Consider the following 17,131-nt stretch of genomic DNA (forward strand, 5'->3'; position numbering starts at 1 on the left):
TTTGAACGCTGTTAACTATATCTGCAAAAATACTATTCATAATCAATTTTGAAATTCATAACCTTTTTTTTTCTGCTTGCAATTATATTAATAGTAAACGGACTTGCTGCTAATGCCGGCACTGTTTTAAATAACAGCCATGGCAGGAGGCCTTTAACGGATACTATTATCAAACTTGATTCGCTTCGTGATAAGAAACTTCTTAAAGGTAAACAATCCGGCTCAATAACGCCGCTACGAAACGGTAAGCCGGTAAATTCTTTACCTGCAAATGATACCACTAAAAAGAATAAAGGCGGCCTGCAATCAGAAGTAAAGGCAACTGCCGAGGACTCGACCCACTCAGACCGGGAGCACCAGGTTACCTATTTTTACGGGAAAGCCCGTGTAACCTATGAGGATTTTGAGCTTGACGCAGACTATATCAGGGTTGATGATAAAAACCACCTCATATTTGCACGGGGAAGCATTGACCCGCGTACACACCAATATGTCCGCAGGCCTATTATGAAGCAAAAAACGGATAAGCCCGTAGCATCCGATTCGCTGATTTTTAATTATCAAACAAAAAAAGTAAAGATATATAATCCTGCATCCGAGCAGGAAGGCAACTTTATTTCGGGCGGGCAGGCAAAAAAACTCAATGACGATGAGGTTGCATACCGTAACGTTATTTTCAGCACCTGCGATTTGCCTTACCCAGATACACACTTTGGTATAGTGATTACCCGTGGCATCGGCGAAAAGAAACGTATTATATCCGGGCCCGCTTACCTGGAGATTGAAGGGGTCCCCTTACCACTCGCCATTCCTTTCGGTTTTTTCCCTAAGCCGGATACCAGGACATCAGGTGTTATTTTGCCGACTTTTGGTGAGGATAATACCCTGGGTTTCTATTTAAAAGGACTTGGATACTATATTGGTATAAGTGATTATGTTGATTTGACTACCACCGGATCTATCTACTCAAAAGGCTCGTATGAGCTAAGCAGCACGGCACGATATCTTAAACGTTATAAATATACGGGCAACGTTACGCTCAGTTTTGGTTCGCATAACTATGGCCTTGAGGGCGACCCGGCCACTAAAGACGCGCATATTTACTGGTCGCATGTGCAGGATGCCAACGCTAACCCCGGTTCAACTTTCAGTGCTTCAGTTGATGCAGGTACTTCCGGTTTCTTCCGGAATACGCCATCGGCAAGTAACTATAATGTTAACTCCATTGCTCAAAGTAGTTTGCGCTCGAGTATCGCTTATGGTAAAACATGGGCAGGTACACCTTTTAACCTAAGTGTAGGTATCTCGCATAGCCAGGATATAGCCCGTAAAACGGTGAATATTGAGTTGCCCACCATTGCCTTCGGTATGTCGTCAATAAACCCCTTCGATTCTAAAGACAGGGTTGGCGAGCAAAAATGGTATCAAAAAATTACGGTGAGCTATAATTTAGTAGGTACTAACAAACTTAACGATATACCCGAGTCCCAGTTATTTAAAGGCGAAACTTTATCAAAACGGTTACAAAATGGTTTTCAGCATACCATCCCGGTTAGCCTGGGCTTAAACCTGTTAAAGTACTTTCAGTTTAATAACAGCATCAACTATACCGAACGCTGGTATTTTCAAAGTATTAATGAAAGATTTGAAAGGGGAAGCATTGCCGGTTCAAATCAGTTAATTATTGATACTATACCTGGTTTTAAGCGTGCCGGCGAGTATAGTATCAGTACAGGTATATCAACCAAATTGTACGGTACCATAAACTTTAAACATGGTAACCTGAGAGCAATCAGGCACGTGGCTACACCGTCAATAAGTTTTAGCTATCGTCCCGACTTCAGCGACCCAAGCTTTGGCTATTACAAAACAGCTGTTAGTACAGCCACGGTGCCTTATCCGTATACCTATCAAAAATATTCTATTTTCCAGAACGGAGTTTATGGCGGCCCCTCAGCGGGTAAGCAGGCAGGGTTAAACTTTTCGGTAGATAACACGATAGAGGCCAAAGTAAAAGCGAAAAGCACGGATACATCAGGCACCGACCGAAAAATCATGATTTTACAAGGTTTGTCGTTCTCCACCTTTTATAATTTCGCGGCCGACTCAATGAAACTTTCTGATATTTCATTTTCGGGGCATACCGCTATTTTCAATCAAAAATTAAGTATCAGTTTTTCGGGAGTGTTTAGCCCATACGTAACCAAGGTAAGCGATTCAATCTCCAATAATCAGATTGTAAGAACAAGCCGTTATATAAACAGGTATGCCTGGCAGGACGGCAAATTCCCAACTTTATCAGGTTTAAACATCTCTATGGGTGGGAGTTTGAATTCAACTAAAGCAACTCCGGGAAATGCCGCCCTGAATACTATCGCAACCATGAATCCCACCCAGGCTCAGAGACTCGCCCTGGTAAACAGCGATCCGAATGCATACGTTGACTTTAACGTGCCGTGGAATATCTCGCTCAATTACAGTTTTAGCTATCAAAACTACTTAAACAACAAAACAACCAGTAATACACTCCAGATCTCGGGCGATGTGAACCTTACGCAAAAGTGGAAGATCCAATATTCTACTACCTATGATATTAAGGCGGCGAAATTTGCAAGTGCTACCTCGTTTTCAATATACCGCGATTTGCATTGCTGGGATTTGGCCTTTCAATGGATTCCTTTCGGTGTATACAAAATGTATAACGTAACTTTAAAGGTTAAAGCTTCTATTTTGCAGGATTTGAAACTGAGCAAGAAAAGCGATTACAATCCACAATCATCTTTTTATTAATATAATAATGCTGGCAGAAATAATTACCATCGGCGACGAGATACTTATCGGACAAATTGTTGATACCAATTCGGCCTGGATGGCTACCGAACTTAACAAAATAGGGATAAGGGTAAAGCAGATCTCATCAATAAGCGACGATAAAGAACATATCCTGAAGGCATTAGCCGAAGCAGCAAGCCGGGCCAGTATCATTTTTATTACCGGTGGACTTGGCCCTACCAAAGATGATATCACCAAAAAAACATTAGCTGAATACTTTGGTGTTGAACTTGTTGAAAACGAGGATGCATTTGCTAATGTAGAACGCATTTTTGCCAAATATAACCGCCCGTTATTGGAGATCAACAAACAGCAGGCGCTTGTTCCGGCTAATTGCGAGGTTGTATTGAATGAAAATGGCACTGCCCCGGGTATGTGGTTTAACCACAACGGTGTCATCTATATGTCTATGCCGGGTGTTCCCTTTGAAATGATGTATATGATGGAGGAGCAGGTATTGCCTAAAATTAAGGCTACCTTAAACCTTCCGTCAATTATACATAAAACACTGCTTACCGTTGGCGAAGGTGAATCATTTTTGGCCGAACGCATTGCGGATATCGAAGATGATTTGCCATCACATATTAAACTGGCCTATCTGCCCAAGTTAGGCCAGGTGCGTTTACGCTTAAGCGCTTTTGGCAATGATGAAACTGCTTTGCAAAAAGAGGTGGATGCATTTGCCTCCCGGTTAATTGAACGCATAGGTTCACCGTTTGTTATTGATCAGGATATCCCGCTTGAAAAGGCCATACTTGACAGGATGGAAGCAAACGGCCTTACTTTATCAGTAGCCGAGAGCTGTACCGGAGGCTATCTGTCCCATTTGTTTACCCAGCATCCTGGTTCATCACAGGTGTTTTTAGGAGGCGCTGTATCCTATTCATATGAGTTAAAGGAGAGTACTTTAGGAGTAAAGAACGAAACTTTGTGGCAACATGGAGCCGTTAGTGAAGAAACGGTAACGGAAATGGTAGAAGGCGCACTGTTAAATTTCAAGTCGGATTTGGCTGTCGCTATTACCGGTGTAGCTGGTCCGGGCGGCGGCACAGAGGATAAACCCGTTGGTACTGTGTGGATTGCAGTTGCCGCAAAGGAGAAATCAATCATAAAGAAATATACATTTGGCAGTAAACGCAGGCAAAATATTGAGCGAAGTGCTGTGATGGCGCTGTCAATGTTGAATACTTTGCTTACTGAAATTAAAAAGTAAAGATTTAAATACATAATTTTGGGGTTAAACTATATTCTACTGTATGGCCAGATACCAGCTGTTATTGCCAAAAATGGGGGAGAGCGTTGCTGAGGCAACCGTTATCAAATGGGTTAAAAATCCGGGTGATAAGGTAAATGCCGATGACGCGGTAATGGAAATCGCTACCGATAAAGTCGATTCTGATGTACCTTCGCCTGTAGCAGGTAAGTTAGTTGAACAACTGTATAAAGAAAATGATGTTGTACAGGTAGGCGCGGTTATAGCTATAATTGAAACTGATGAGCCTGAAGAAACTGCACCGATAGTTGCCCAGTCTGAAGAGGTTGCGCCACAACCTCCCGAAGAACCGAAAATAGCAAACTCAACTTATCACGAAACCGTTCCGTTTACCGAAACTGTAAAAGCTCCTGAGCCCGGAAATTTATCCAATATCCCTGGTATTGATCAGCTTGAGAAAAAAAGTTCGCCTGCTGCTCCGGTATTTAAATCCGAAGGGCGTTTTTATTCGCCTCTCGTGAGAAATATTGCCGCACAGGAAGGCATCAGTATTGAGGAGTTGGACAGCATCCCCGGAACAGGTTCGGATGGTCGTTTAACCAAAGATGACCTGCTGAACTATCTGCAGGCAAAAACTTCATCTGTTCAAAATACGCGTTCGTCAACTCAGGTTGAGTCGTTTACTACTCAAACTGCCGGGCAGCCTGTAAAAACAGTTGAGCCTGCTAAGGAAGCACGACCGGCTGCTGAACCTGCGCCGCAACCGGTAATCGCTGCGATTCCGGAACCTGCAAAAACCGAAACGCCAAAAGGTGCCCCTGTTGAGCAGCAGCCTGCCCCGGCCGTTTCTGTGTCCGGCAGTGATGAAATCATAGAAATGGACAGGATGCGCCGTTTGATTGCCGACCACATGGTGATGAGCAAACAAACATCGCCTCATGTTACCTCGTTTGTTGAGGCTGATGTAACCAACCTGGTATTATGGCGTGAAAAAGTAAAAAATAACTTTGAAAAGCGCGAAGGCGAAAAAATAACCTTTACACCTATATTTATTGAAGCGGTGGCGAAAGCCATTAAGGATTTCCCGATGATCAATGTATCGGTTAACGGCACACAGATCATAAAAAAAGCCGCGATCAACATCAGTATGGCTACGGCTTTGCCAAACGGTAATCTGATAGTGCCTGTAATTAAAAAGGCTGATGAGCTAAACCTTGTTGGTTTAACTAAGGCCGTTAATGACCTGGCAAACCGTGCGCGTAACGGCAAGTTACTGCCCGATGACGTAAAGGAGGGTACATTTACTATCACCAATGTTGGCTCATTTGGCAACGTAATGGGTACCCCAATAATTAATCAGCCGCAGGTAGCTATTTTGGCTGTTGGAGCTATTAAGAAAAAGCCGGCTGTAATTGAAACAAAAGAAGGCGATATGATTGCCATACGCCACATGATGTTCCTTTCATTATCTTATGATCACCGTGTAGTAGATGGTGCCTTGGGCGGCTCGTTTGTACGGCGTGTGGCTGACTATTTGGAAAAGTGGGATAATAGCAGAGAGGTATAATTCTTTACTATATAAAACAAGGAAGACCGGGTTAATTAACCCGGTCTTCCTTGTTTTAGGATCATGCTGCTTAAAAAATAAATTTTAAATTTTTATGAATGAAGCACATAAACAGCTCCAGGCATTAAAACCCGCTTAAATCATATATAAGCCCCAAATGCTGTGAAAATTCGTATTAACTTTGCCTTTGAAAATGGCTTACAAGTATATTGATAATTACCGCGAACAGGGCGCCCGTAAAAGATTGGTTGATGTTTTAAGAAAAAAGGGAATTAGCGACGAACACGTTTTAGAGGCTATTGGTAAGGTAAAACGTCATTGCTTTTTTGATGAAACTTTCTGGAACCAGGCTTACAGGGATATTGCGTTCCCGATAGGCGAGGGGCAAACCATCTCACAGCCATATACTGTGGCCTATCAAACCGAATTGCTGCATATCCGGAAGGGAGATAAAGTTCTTGAAATAGGCACAGGTTCGGGCTATCAAACCTGCATACTGCTTGAGCTTGGGGCTACCGTTTATACTATCGAGCGGCAGGAAAAGCTCTACCACCGCACTAAATATGTATTGCCTAATGAAATGGGGTATAACGCTCATTTTTTTCTTGGGGATGGCTCTATCGGTATTTCCGAATATGCACCCTATGATAAGATCATTGTAACTGCCGGAGCGCCTACTGTACCTGAAGTGTTGTTAAAGCAATTAAAAATAGGCGGCATCCTGGTGATCCCGGTTGGTGACGAGGAAACCCAAAAAATGGTTACTATACTAAAAGTTGGAGATAACGACTACGAAAAAATAGTACTGGACACTTTCAGGTTTGTGCCGTTGGTAGGGGATAAAGCTTGGTAGGGGATTTTGGATTTCGAATTTTCGATTTCGGAATTAAGAATTATCATAATTTCATTTAAATAAATCCGAAATCGAAATTCCGAATTCCGAAATCAATTTATCTTTTCATCACCCTGTCCAGTTCAATCTTAGTGTCGCGCTCCTTCATGGTTTCGCGTTTATCATAGGTCTTTTTACCTTGTGCAAGTCCAATCTCCAGTTTGGCAAAGCCGCGCTCGCTGATAAATAATGCCAGCGGAACGATGGTTAAACCTCTTTCTTCGCCTCGGGTCTGGAGTTTTTTGAGCTCTTTTTTATTTAACAACAAGATACGGTCGCGCTTGGCTTCGTGGTTGTAAAACGAGCCAAATGAGTATTCAGAAATATGCAGGTTGCGTACGTACAACTGGTTGTTGATGAACGTGCAAAATGCATCATTGATATTTGCCTTCCCTTGTCTTATCGATTTGATCTCGGTACCCAGCAGTTGTATACCTGCCACGTATTTATCAAGTATATGATATTCAAAGTAAGCTTTTTTATTTTTTATATAGATGTTATCCTGGCTCATAATTATCAAACCGCAAACTTACAAAATTAGTTTGACTGTGGCTTTACCACCAGTACCGGCACGTTAACCATATGCCTTACCGAGTTTACGGTGGTGCCAAATATAAGGTCTTTCAATGCCTTGTGACCATGCGATCCCATTACAATAAAGTCAACCTTCTCGTCTTTTACGATTTTGGCAATAGCGCTGGCAGGGTTGCCGTATCCAATTTGGCCTTGCGCACTATAGCCAAGGTTTTTTAGGGTGCAAACATATTTATCAAGATTGTTAAAATCAATCTGGGTTTCATTGTCCATAACCTCACCGCCATAGTAGCGGGCACCCGCGGTTTCAACAACGTGTATCAATGTATAATCTGCTTTTTTACCACCTTGCATAATGGCATGGCGCAGGCAATCGGTGTCGTTCTTTGAAAAGTCTATCGTTATGGCAATGTGATTGTAAATTATCGCGTCAAGCTCGGTAATAGCATTGGCTATGCCATGTGGCACAATAGCAGGCCTGTCATGATGTTTAAATAATAATGGCCGTATGAAAACGTAGATAAGCAAAACAGCTACAGCAATAACAATGGGGACTACTACAGCATAAATCCATACCGGTGACGGGCTGCCATTTACCCAATCACCAATTTGTTCGTATACCAGCTTGGCATTTAAGGCAACGATTAACAAGGCACTTCCCCATGCTAACGCCCTTGTTTGGAAATTGATAGCAAGCTTGCCCATCCTTTTCCTGTCAGATGTAAAGTGTATGAGGGGGATTACCGCAAAACCCAATTGAAGGCTTAAAACAACCTGGCTTAAGATCAGCAGTTTTCCTAAACCTTCCTCACCATAATAAAGTATGGTAAATACCGCAGGTACAATAGCCAATACACGGGTAAGCAGGCGGCGTAACCAGGGCTCTATCCGAAGGTTAATGTGGCCTTCCATTATGATCTGCCCGGCGAGCGTACCTGTAATAGTTGAGCTTTGGCCTGAAGCTATTAAGGCTATGGCAAATAATGTAGGCGCTATTGCCCCGAAAATATGCTCCAGCAGTTTAAACGCGTCCTGAATTTCGGCTACTTCAAAATATCCGTTTCTGAAAAAAGCGCTTGCCGCTAATATTAGTATGGCAGCGTTTACAAAAAATGCCAGGTTAAGGGCTATAACGGTGTCAAACAGGTTAAACTTAATAGCCGACCTGAAGCCTTCCTCGGTACGGGTTATCTGCCGGGTTTGCACCAGCGATGAGTGCAGGTATAAGTTATGTGGCATAACCGTAGCACCAATAATGCCTATAGCTATATAAAGCATTTGCTGGCTTATTTTATCACCTTTAAACAAATTACCCGGGATAAACCCTTTGGCTATCTCTATAACATCCGGCTTAACGATAAACATTTCAACCAAAAAAGAGAGCCCTACTATAAAGATCATCGAAATGATAAAACCCTCCAGTTTTCGCATGCCCTTATTCATGAGGTAAAGCATCAGCACGGTATCGGTAATAGTTAATGATACGCCCCAGATCAAGGGCAGGTGAAACAGGAGCTTTAAGCCAATAGCCATACCTATGATTTCGGCGAGGTCGCAGGCTATGATAGCTATCTGGGCCAATATATACAACCAAAAATTCACAAAACGTGGATAGGCGTTTTTAGAAGCCTGGGCAAGGTCGAGCCCACGCACTATTCCTAACCGGGCTGCCAGCGATTGCAACAAGAGCGCTATCATATTTGATACAAACAACACCCAGATGAGTTTATACCCAAAGGCACTGCCGCCGGCAATGTCCGTTGCCCAGTTTCCCGGGTCCATATAGCCTACGCTCACCAGGTAAGCCGGGCCCAAAAAAGCCGCCAGCTTGCGCCACCCTGTTTTATTTTCGGTGGTTACAGATCCGTGTACGTTGCCTAAAGATTGGTTAGTTGTATTGTTCATAGGGCTATAAGTAGGTTATTAGCTACCTCACGGCTAATGTGCACTTCTTTATTGCCGGTTTGTACCACTACCGAATGGTCATATTCAATAATATCAGTGATCATTATTTTGCAGCCTATAGTAAGCTGCTTTTTATCGAGGTATTGTAAAAAAGATGAACTATGGTCACGAACGCCTGAGATTATACCGCATTGGTTTACTGTTACGGCCGAAACCGGTTTTAACTCGTGTGTGTCAAAACGCCCATTACAATCCGGTATCGGGTCGCCGTGCGGGTCATGTTTGGGATAACCCATAAACTGGTCAAGGCGGTCAATAAGTTCCTGGGATGAAATATGTTCCATCTCCTCGGCAAGGTCGTGTACCTGGTCCCATTTAAAATTAAGCTTCTCAACCAAAAAATACTCCCACAGCCGGTGTTTGCGAATAATGCCTATGGCTATTTTTTCGCCGGAGGGGGTGAGGCTTACGCCCTGGTAAGGGACGTAGTTGATGAGCGCTTTTTCGGCAAGCTTTTTTAGCATGTCGGTAACTGAAGATGCTTTGGTATTTAGCGAGGATGCGATTTGATTTGTACTCGCATTTCCATCATTTACAGAGAGATGATAGATGGATTTTAAGTAGTTTTCCTCGGCTAAAGTATTCATTTAAACAAATCTAATAAAAAATTTAGACTAATCTAAAAAAATAAACGTTAGGAAATATGTTTTCGTTGAAGTACTTTAACGAAAAATTAAATTTTGCGAAGCGAGGAAAATACTATATTTGCATACAACTATGGCCGCCGAATTAGATAAAATAGACCTACAGATACTCAAGATTTTACAGGAAAACGGAAGGATAACCAACCTCCAGCTGTCTAACGAGATAGGGCTTTCGCCAGCACCTACTCTTGAACGCGTGCGTAAACTTGAGAACGCCGAATACATAAAAAGCTATCATGCACTGGTAGATGAAGAGAAATTAGGATTAGGTATCAAAACCTTTATCCAGATCTCCCTTGATTTTCATCAGAAAAATACCATTCAAACTTTTTTAGATGAGATCAAGAACATTAAAGAGGTAACCGAGTGCCATCACGTAACCGGCCAGTGTGATTTTTTGCTGAAGGTATACGTTCGTGATATCAAATCATATGAGCAACTCATTATGGAAAAGATCAGCCGCATTACCGTGGTGAAAACGTTCCAAACAATGATGATCATGTCTACCAGTAAAAAAGAGCCTATAGTGCCGCTGGAGTATTAGACATAAGAAGCAAGACTATAAGAATCAAGAGTCAAGAAGAAGGGTTGAATATCTTTCATTTCTTGACTCTTTTTATTTTCAGACTTTTTTAAATCTTGTTTCTTGACTCTTGGCGTTTTGTCTCTCGCTCAATGTATTTGCCAGTCAATCTCTTTTTTACCTTCTTTTTTCAATATCTCGTTAGTTTTTGAAAACGGTTTGCTGCCGAAAAAACCGCGGTCAGCGGAGAATGGTGAAGGGTGTGGGGAGCGGATAATAAAATGTTTCTTTTCGTCTATCAAAACTGCTTTTGATTGGGCGAAGGCTCCCCATAGTATAAACACGATGCCTTCTTTTTTATCCGAGATGGTTTTGATCACTTCGTCTGTAAATTCTTCCCAGCCTCTTTTCTGGTGCGAGCCTGCGTTACCGGCCCTTACTGTAAGGGTGGCATTAAGCAGCAATACACCCTGTTGGGCCCACTCTTCAAGATTGCCATGTGCGGGGATTTTAAATCCGGGAATATCGTTTTGCAGCTCTTTGTAAATGTTTATCAATGATCGGGGAATAGCAATGCCCTTTTGTACTGAAAAGGAAAGACCATGGGCCTGGTGAGCGCCATGATAAGGGTCCTGCCCTAATATAACTACTTTGACATCCTCAAAAGGCGTGGTATTGAAAGCGTTGAAGATTTCGCCGTTTTTAGGATAAACAACTTGCCCTGATTGCTGCTCTTCTTTTAAAAATTGTTTAAGTTTTATCATGTAAGGTTTGTCAAATTCCTGCTGTAGAACCTCAAGCCATGATGGTGGTAATGCAATCGCCATAAATATTTATATAGAAGTTGGTTTAGCGTACAAATAAACAGATATTTGCGCTAATATTAGTATCACAAATTATGTCAAATATTGTTCGGTTAGTTATTGCTTGCGTGGTGATGGGTGCGGCGGTTGCGCTTTGTGCATTCGGTTTTTGGGGATGGGGTATTTTTGTTTTGTTAATGGGCGGTATTATATTGCTTAGCTTCTTCTTTAACGAGAACATGATCATCGCCCAGTATTTTTTACGCAAGGAAAATTCTGAAAAATCAGAAGCGTGGTTAATGAAAATTACCGATTACGAAAAACAGCTGCATAAAAATCAGCACGGTTATTACAATCTGTTGATCGGTTTGATCGAATCGCGTAAGGCGCCAATGAAATCAGAGAAGTATTTCAAGAAAGCTTTATCGCTTGGTATGAAAATGTCGCACAACACGGCCTTAGCCAAATTGAGCCTGGCTGGTATTTCCATGGCGAAGCGTAACAAGCGCGAAGCACAAATGTATTTATCGGAAGCTTCAAAGGATGATAAAAACAAATTGCTTACCGAGCAGATCAAAATGATGAAAGGCCAGTTGGCGCAAATGGATAAGCAGGTAGTAAGGGGCGGGTATCGTCAGTTTTAAAGAAAACAGAAAAACAAATAGAAAAAGGAATAAAAAATAAAAGGGACGCGAAAACCGCGTCCCTTTTATTTTTCTTCAATGGCACTGAAATAATCAGGCGTAGCTGAATGGTTTTGATAAGGCTGAACGTAGCTGTCTGTGTATGATGAATATTCAGTTTCTTCAGACGGGTTGGCCACTTCAACAAGCTTCAATAAACTCCTGATGAACGACAGGTTGAAATTGCTCCTGTTAAGTTTGATCAGGTATTCGTTTTCGGTGATCTCCAATATTGAGTTGGTCATGATATTTTGTAATATATGTTTATTACAATAGTAGCTAACTCTTTTTAAATGAAAGTATTATTTTTTTTAAGCTTTTGTTAAGAAATTATAATGAACCTTGATTAGCCTGATTGAAAGATTTCATGAGGGGAAAGCAGAACCTTGACTTTCTTGATTAAAAGATTTTATGATAGATCATAAACTAAAATGGCCTGCACGAAGCAGGCCATTATTAAATATCAGGGTAATCCTAAAATCCCATAAATCAAGGTTTACTTAAACCAAGCCATCACCTCTTCATTGGTCGGCATGGTAATATCGAGTTTTAGTTTTTTACGCATCCCGCCAAGATCGTTAAATACTTTATTGGGGTTAGATGCTTTTAATTCTTCAACCGTATTAAAGCCCATTTTATTCAATACAGGAACCCATTCAGCAGATACACCTATGTTTATAAAGTCCTCCGCAGTGGCGACCTTGGCTTTTTTCTCAGGACGCATTTGCGGGAAGAACAATACTTCCTGGATGGTGCTCTGATTCGTCATCAGCATTACCAGCCTGTCGATACCGATACCTAAACCAGATGTTGGCGGCATACCGTATTCAAGCGCGCGTAAAAAGTCGTCATCCATGGCCATTGCTTCGTCATCACCACGACCGGCCAGGATCAGCTGCTCTTCCAAACGCTCGCGCTGGTCGATAGGGTCATTCAGCTCCGAGTAAGCATTTGCTATCTCTTTACCATTCACGAATAATTCGAAACGCTCAACCAAGCCCTCTTTAGTGCGGTGCTTTTTGGCAAGCGGCGTCATTTCGATAGGGTAGTCGGTAATGTAAGTAGGCTGGATCAGGTGATGCTCAACTTTAGCGCTGAAGATCTCATCGATCAGTTTGCCTTTGCCCATGCTTGGGTTTATTTCTATTTTTAGTTCGTTACAAACCTCGCGCAAGCCTGCTTCGTCCATTGCCGATACATCAATACCAGTATATTTCAGGATCGAATCATACATCGATAGTTTTTCGTACGGACCTGCAAAGTTGATCTCATTGCTGCCAACTTGTACAACCGGGATTCCGTGAACTGCTTTGGCAACAGTTTCCAGGCACTCCTCAACCATAGCCATCATCCATATATAGTCTTTATAGGCTACATAAATTTCCATGGCAGTAAACTCCGGGTTGTGAGTGCGGTCCATGCCTTCATTGCGGAACATTTTACCAAACTCATAAACACCGTCAAAGCCGGCAACGATAAGCCTTTTTAAGTAAAGCTCGTTGGCGATACGTAAAAACAAGGGCATATCCAGCGTGTTATGGTGCGTTGCAAACGGACGGGCCGCCGCACCGCCATGAACAGGCTGCAGAATAGGGGTTTCCACTTCCATCCATCCCTGGGTGTTAAAGTAACTGCGCATAGCGCTGATCACTTTTGAGCGGTTAATGAAAATCTGCTTGTAATCGGGGTTAACCGTTAAATCCACATAACGCTGACGATAACGCAGTTCAGGGTCGGTAAAACCATCATGGATAGTTCCGTCTTCTTCGCGTTTCACAACCGGTAACGGTTTCAGAGATTTTGAAAGTACAACCAGCTCACGTACGTGAACCGAGATCTCGCCTGTTTGAGTAAGGAACACATAGCCTTTTACGCCAATGTAGTCGCCAATGTCCAGTAGTTTTTTGAATACGGTATTATATAAAGTTTTATCCTCGTCAGGGCAAATATCATCGCGTTTCAGGTAGATCTGCACACGGCCGGTCGAATCCTGTAATTCGGCAAACGAAGCGCTGCCCATGATACGGCGGGTCATGATCCTGCCTGCAATTACAACATCCTGGTAGGCCTCGGGTTTATCCTTAAAATTATCGGCTATATCCTGTGCCCAGGCGTTAACATTAAAAGCTTCGGCAGGGTAAGGGTTAATTCCCAGTGCACGTAGCTCCTGTAAAGATTTGCGGCGAATGATTTCCTGTTCGGATAATGCAATACTCATGTGATGTACGGTATTTTAATAAAGGTGCAAAAGTAAGGTTTTTTAAGTTATCACGCTATCACACCGATCAAAAATGTGTTTGGTAAGCGCAGTCAGGTGGGTTTATCTTCAATCCTACAAAACCACCACTTGTATCAAATATTTTACCCCTTTAAAATAATCGGTCTCAAAAACATATTACTTTAGCAAAACCATTATAACATTCCGTAAACCATGAAAAAAGTCTCTGCCCTCATTTTATTGATATCGGCGTTCTCTGTTAAAGTGTTTGCACAAACCGATGCCAATTTGTACGACCCCAATACCAAACCCCAACTGGTTGCCAAACAATTCTCCTTTACCGAAGGACCCGCTGTTGATAAAAAAGGCAATGTGTTTTTCACCGATCAGCCCAACAATAAAATCTGGAAATATGATACCGATGGCAAGCTTTCTGTTTTCCTGGACAGTGCTGGCCGCTCAAACGGGATGTATTTTGATAAAAAAGGCAACCTCATTAGCTGTGCTGATGCCGATGATCAGCTTTGGTCTATCAGCCCTAAAGGAAAGGTTACCGTTTTGCTGAAAGACTATGAGGGGCATAAGTTTAACGGCCCTAATGATGTTTGGGTACGCCCGGACGGAGGCATCTACATAACGGATCCCTACTATCAACGTGATTACTGGACCCGTAAACAGCCCGACCTTGATGGCCAAAAATTATATTTCCTGGCCAAAGGCAAGGCACCGGCTGTTATGGTTGATGATAAATTTGTACGCCCCAATGGCATCATCGGTACGCCTGATGGTAAGACTTTGTATGTAGCTGATATCGGCGATAACAAAACCTATCGTTACGATATCAATAAAGATGGTACATTATCTAACCGCACCCTGTTTATAGCTATGGGCTGCGATGGCATGACGATAGATGAGCATGGTAATATTTATATGTGCGGCAAAGGCGTCACCATCGTTAACCCCAAAGGCGAAAAAATAGGCCACATCGATATCGATGAACCGTGGACTGCCAACATCTGTTTTGGCGGCAAAAACAAAGATGTATTATTTATAACCGCATCAAAGGCAGTTTACACTTTTAAAATGAATGTAAAAGGAGTGGATTAATCCTGTTTCCTAATAGCTTCAGAATTAGCAAAACTTACACAAATGGCAGGTGTTCAATTTTTAAAAGTGTGAACACTTGTTGTTTTTGTCTAAATTTTATCCATTGATAATCAATTTGTTATAAATATCAAGAAATCCTCAATAGCATAAATTGAACACCTTGATATTGATAATCAGTTAGTTGTGAAAATTGATTGCAAAAAGTTGAACACCCCTTTTTTCAAAAATTGAACACCCGCGAAAAAGCCAACAAAAAAGCCGGAAATATTTACACTCCCGGCTTTCCTTTTTCAATTACCAATTTCTCATGTTCCCGAGGCTCCGGTATCTACCTTAACTTCAAGCGCTGTCCTAACCGCAGTTGGCAGGTTCGACAGTAAGGTATAACCTGTTGCTGTTTCAATATCTTTGATAGTTGTTATGTACTTGGTCCAGTCGGAGTTGATGGTGTTAACATTAGGGGTATTTACCGCGATAACCCTGGTTGAAGCAGTAACCCTCGCAACGTCGCCGTCACCTTTGGGTATGATCAGGGCGACTTTCCAAACGTTACTCGGTACATTTACGTGGCCATTATTGATAATATTGGCAGTCCCGTTTGAACCTGTTCCACCTGTACCGTAACTCCCCATAATGATATAAACTTCGTTGCCGGCTGCCACTTGTTCGCGCAGGTAATTTTCAAGATTGGCCCAGGTTTGCTGGTTATTTTGCGGTGCCTGTGGTATCATATTGGTCATCAGGAAGGTTGATGAGTTAGCGTTGGCTGAACTGGTACGATCGGCCGAGGGACAGTTATGCCCCCTGTCGAACCCGCTGCCCGAATAGCTGTTGCTTTCTACCTGGTACCAGCCGGAAGGAATCCCGCTCCAGCCGGCAAAATTATCCAAACGACCAGTCGCATTGGTGGTATTGGTCGCGTCAAGGTGCCAGCTTACCCAGTTTGGTTCGCCTTTGGTGGCGTTGTATGATTCTACGTAATACTTCTGGTCTATCAGGTAGTTATCCTTAGATGCCAGTGTTGAAAGGGCATTGGAGGGGTTGCCAAAAAGCAGGTTGCTGTTATCGCCGCTTGCAGGCGGGGCGTCTGCACCGGCGGTAACGTCCCTTGGTGTTGCTGAGTTTGATGTGCCGGTAGTATCGCCGCCGCCTGTATCGGGTATGCCAACGGTGATGCCCGGATCGCCGGTACCCTTAAAGGTAATATCGTCAATATTGATGCGGGTTGTGCCAGCTTTTTTGATCTCAAACCTAACTTTACCCGTAACGCTCACTTTAAATGAGTCGGTTACCAGTGTGGTATTGGTTTCAGTAATATCGGTACCTACCTGCGTGTAATTCGCCCCGCCGTCGGTCGACATTAGCAACTGCCAGGTCGATGTGGCATCGCTGCCATATTTACCGTGTTTAATGTATAACGTAGTAAGGCCTTTGATATCAAAATTCATCGCGATATCCCCGGTACGGAGCCTTACAGATTTACTGCCATCTTTAAGGTCGGCAGCGAGATTGCCTATCAGCGCATCGCTAAAATTCCAGCTTCCGGTGCTCAGGGTTACATCGGCTGCTGCATAGGCGGTTTTACTGCCCTGTTCAAAACCTTCGGTAATGGAATAAGGAACCGGGGCAGGAGGGCTTGCTGTAGTATCGCCGGTTTTGGGCGGGGTAGGCGAGTTTTTAAGGTCTTTGGAACATCCGGCAAAGGTTAAAGCTAAACCCAGGCCAATAAGTAGGTTGTTAATTTTCATAATGTTGTTTTTTATGATAGATAGATACAATGCATAGCAAATGCGTTTACGCTGCGTAAATTTTAAAACCGGAAAGATTTAGGGAAACTAAAAGAAACAGGAATACGCATTCACATGCTCCTGTTAGGATATTATTGTGCCAGTACAAGGCCGGTGCAGTGCTTGCACACTAATAGTTAAAATTAAAATATTACCGTCACCGGCTTTGGCAGTTGCCATAAGCACTATATCAACCTTTCAAAATTGAACTTTGTGTATTTAATTTAGGTTAAATCAATGTTAGTAAATAGGTTTTGAATAGTAACTTTTCAGTTGCAAAGCGGCGGTATAAATAACACCTGCAGGGTTGGTGCTTGACTTTAAAGGATTGGTTTTTTAAGTAAAAATCCCTTATACCGGTTA

General features: G+C 42.6%; 14 protein-coding genes. 7 read left to right on the forward strand and 7 right to left on the reverse strand.

The window, feature by feature from the left end; all coding sequences use genetic code 11:
- Window positions 1–48: 48 nt before the first annotated feature.
- From ACP26M_RS05805 to ACP26M_RS05820, 4 genes are all read left to right on the forward strand, one after another.
- Entirely contained in the window at window positions 49–2,790 is a 2,742-nt protein-coding gene (locus tag ACP26M_RS05805) for a putative LPS assembly protein LptD (protein ID WP_426586976.1), read from the forward strand.
- A 7-nt stretch (window positions 2,791–2,797) separates the two neighbouring features.
- Window positions 2,798–4,045, forward strand: a complete 1,248-nt coding sequence (locus ACP26M_RS05810) for a competence/damage-inducible protein A (protein WP_426586978.1) — start codon at window positions 2,798–2,800, stop codon at window positions 4,043–4,045.
- Window positions 4,046–4,088: 43 nt separating this feature from the next.
- Window positions 4,089–5,612 (forward strand): dihydrolipoamide acetyltransferase family protein, encoded by a 1,524-nt coding sequence (locus tag ACP26M_RS05815; protein ID WP_426586980.1) that lies wholly within the window; start codon window positions 4,089–4,091, stop codon window positions 5,610–5,612.
- A 193-nt stretch (window positions 5,613–5,805) separates the two neighbouring features.
- The gene (locus tag ACP26M_RS05820; protein ID WP_426586982.1) at window positions 5,806–6,465 is read left to right on the forward strand and encodes a protein-L-isoaspartate(D-aspartate) O-methyltransferase; all 660 of its coding nucleotides are present in this window, start codon (window positions 5,806–5,808) and stop codon (window positions 6,463–6,465) included.
- Between the two features lie 97 nt (window positions 6,466–6,562).
- Here ACP26M_RS05820 and smpB read toward each other — a convergent pair whose 3' ends face one another.
- The 3 genes from smpB to ACP26M_RS05835 are packed head-to-tail and all read right to left on the reverse strand — an operon-like array spanning window position 6,563 to window position 9,590.
- Window positions 6,563–7,015: an SsrA-binding protein SmpB gene (smpB, locus tag ACP26M_RS05825; protein ID WP_090527145.1), complete on the reverse strand. Its 453-nt coding sequence runs from the start codon at window positions 7,013–7,015 to the stop codon at window positions 6,563–6,565.
- Window positions 7,016–7,041: 26 nt separating this feature from the next.
- Window positions 7,042–8,943, reverse strand: coding sequence for an Nramp family divalent metal transporter (locus ACP26M_RS05830; protein WP_426586985.1), 1,902 nt, complete (start codon window positions 8,941–8,943; stop codon window positions 7,042–7,044).
- Entirely contained in the window at window positions 8,940–9,590 is a 651-nt protein-coding gene (locus ACP26M_RS05835) for a metal-dependent transcriptional regulator (RefSeq protein ID WP_426586987.1), read from the reverse strand. Before ACP26M_RS05835 ends, ACP26M_RS05830 begins: the two co-directional genes overlap by 4 nt.
- Before the next feature lie 130 nt (window positions 9,591–9,720).
- On the opposite strand from ACP26M_RS05835, the gene ACP26M_RS05840 reads away from it, so the two are divergent.
- A complete protein-coding gene (locus ACP26M_RS05840) occupies window positions 9,721–10,191 on the forward strand; it encodes an Lrp/AsnC family transcriptional regulator (protein WP_022832833.1) in 471 nt (156 codons plus the stop codon).
- 128 nt (window positions 10,192–10,319) lie between these two features.
- Here ACP26M_RS05840 and ung read toward each other — a convergent pair whose 3' ends face one another.
- The gene (ung, locus tag ACP26M_RS05845; RefSeq protein ID WP_426586990.1) at window positions 10,320–10,997 is read right to left on the reverse strand and encodes a uracil-DNA glycosylase; all 678 of its coding nucleotides are present in this window, start codon (window positions 10,995–10,997) and stop codon (window positions 10,320–10,322) included.
- 71 nt (window positions 10,998–11,068) lie between these two features.
- Here ung and ACP26M_RS05850 point away from each other — a divergent pair, with 71 nt between their 5' ends.
- The gene (locus tag ACP26M_RS05850; protein WP_426586992.1) at window positions 11,069–11,617 is read left to right on the forward strand and encodes a DUF2892 domain-containing protein; all 549 of its coding nucleotides are present in this window, start codon (window positions 11,069–11,071) and stop codon (window positions 11,615–11,617) included.
- Between the two features lie 65 nt (window positions 11,618–11,682).
- Here the strand turns inward: ACP26M_RS05850 and ACP26M_RS05855 are convergent, their stop codons facing one another.
- Entirely contained in the window at window positions 11,683–11,901 is a 219-nt protein-coding gene (locus tag ACP26M_RS05855; RefSeq protein WP_129571701.1) for a hypothetical protein, read from the reverse strand.
- A gap of 251 nt (window positions 11,902–12,152) precedes the next feature.
- Window positions 12,153–13,874: a lysine--tRNA ligase gene (lysS, locus tag ACP26M_RS05860; protein ID WP_426586994.1), complete on the reverse strand. Its 1,722-nt coding sequence runs from the start codon at window positions 13,872–13,874 to the stop codon at window positions 12,153–12,155.
- A gap of 213 nt (window positions 13,875–14,087) precedes the next feature.
- Between lysS and ACP26M_RS05865 the strand changes: the two genes are divergently transcribed.
- The gene (locus tag ACP26M_RS05865; RefSeq protein ID WP_426586997.1) at window positions 14,088–14,981 is read left to right on the forward strand and encodes an SMP-30/gluconolactonase/LRE family protein; all 894 of its coding nucleotides are present in this window, start codon (window positions 14,088–14,090) and stop codon (window positions 14,979–14,981) included.
- A gap of 305 nt (window positions 14,982–15,286) precedes the next feature.
- Here the strand turns inward: ACP26M_RS05865 and ACP26M_RS05870 are convergent, their stop codons facing one another.
- Window positions 15,287–16,729 carry a DNA/RNA non-specific endonuclease gene (locus tag ACP26M_RS05870; RefSeq protein ID WP_426586999.1) on the reverse strand — a complete coding sequence of 481 codons (1,443 nt, stop codon included), beginning with the start codon at window positions 16,727–16,729 and terminating at the stop codon, window positions 15,287–15,289.
- Window positions 16,730–17,131 lie beyond the last annotated feature (402 nt).

The sequence above is a fragment of the Mucilaginibacter sp. R-33 genome, from assembly GCF_049949235.1.
GTDB lineage: Bacteria > Bacteroidota > Bacteroidia > Sphingobacteriales > Sphingobacteriaceae > Mucilaginibacter.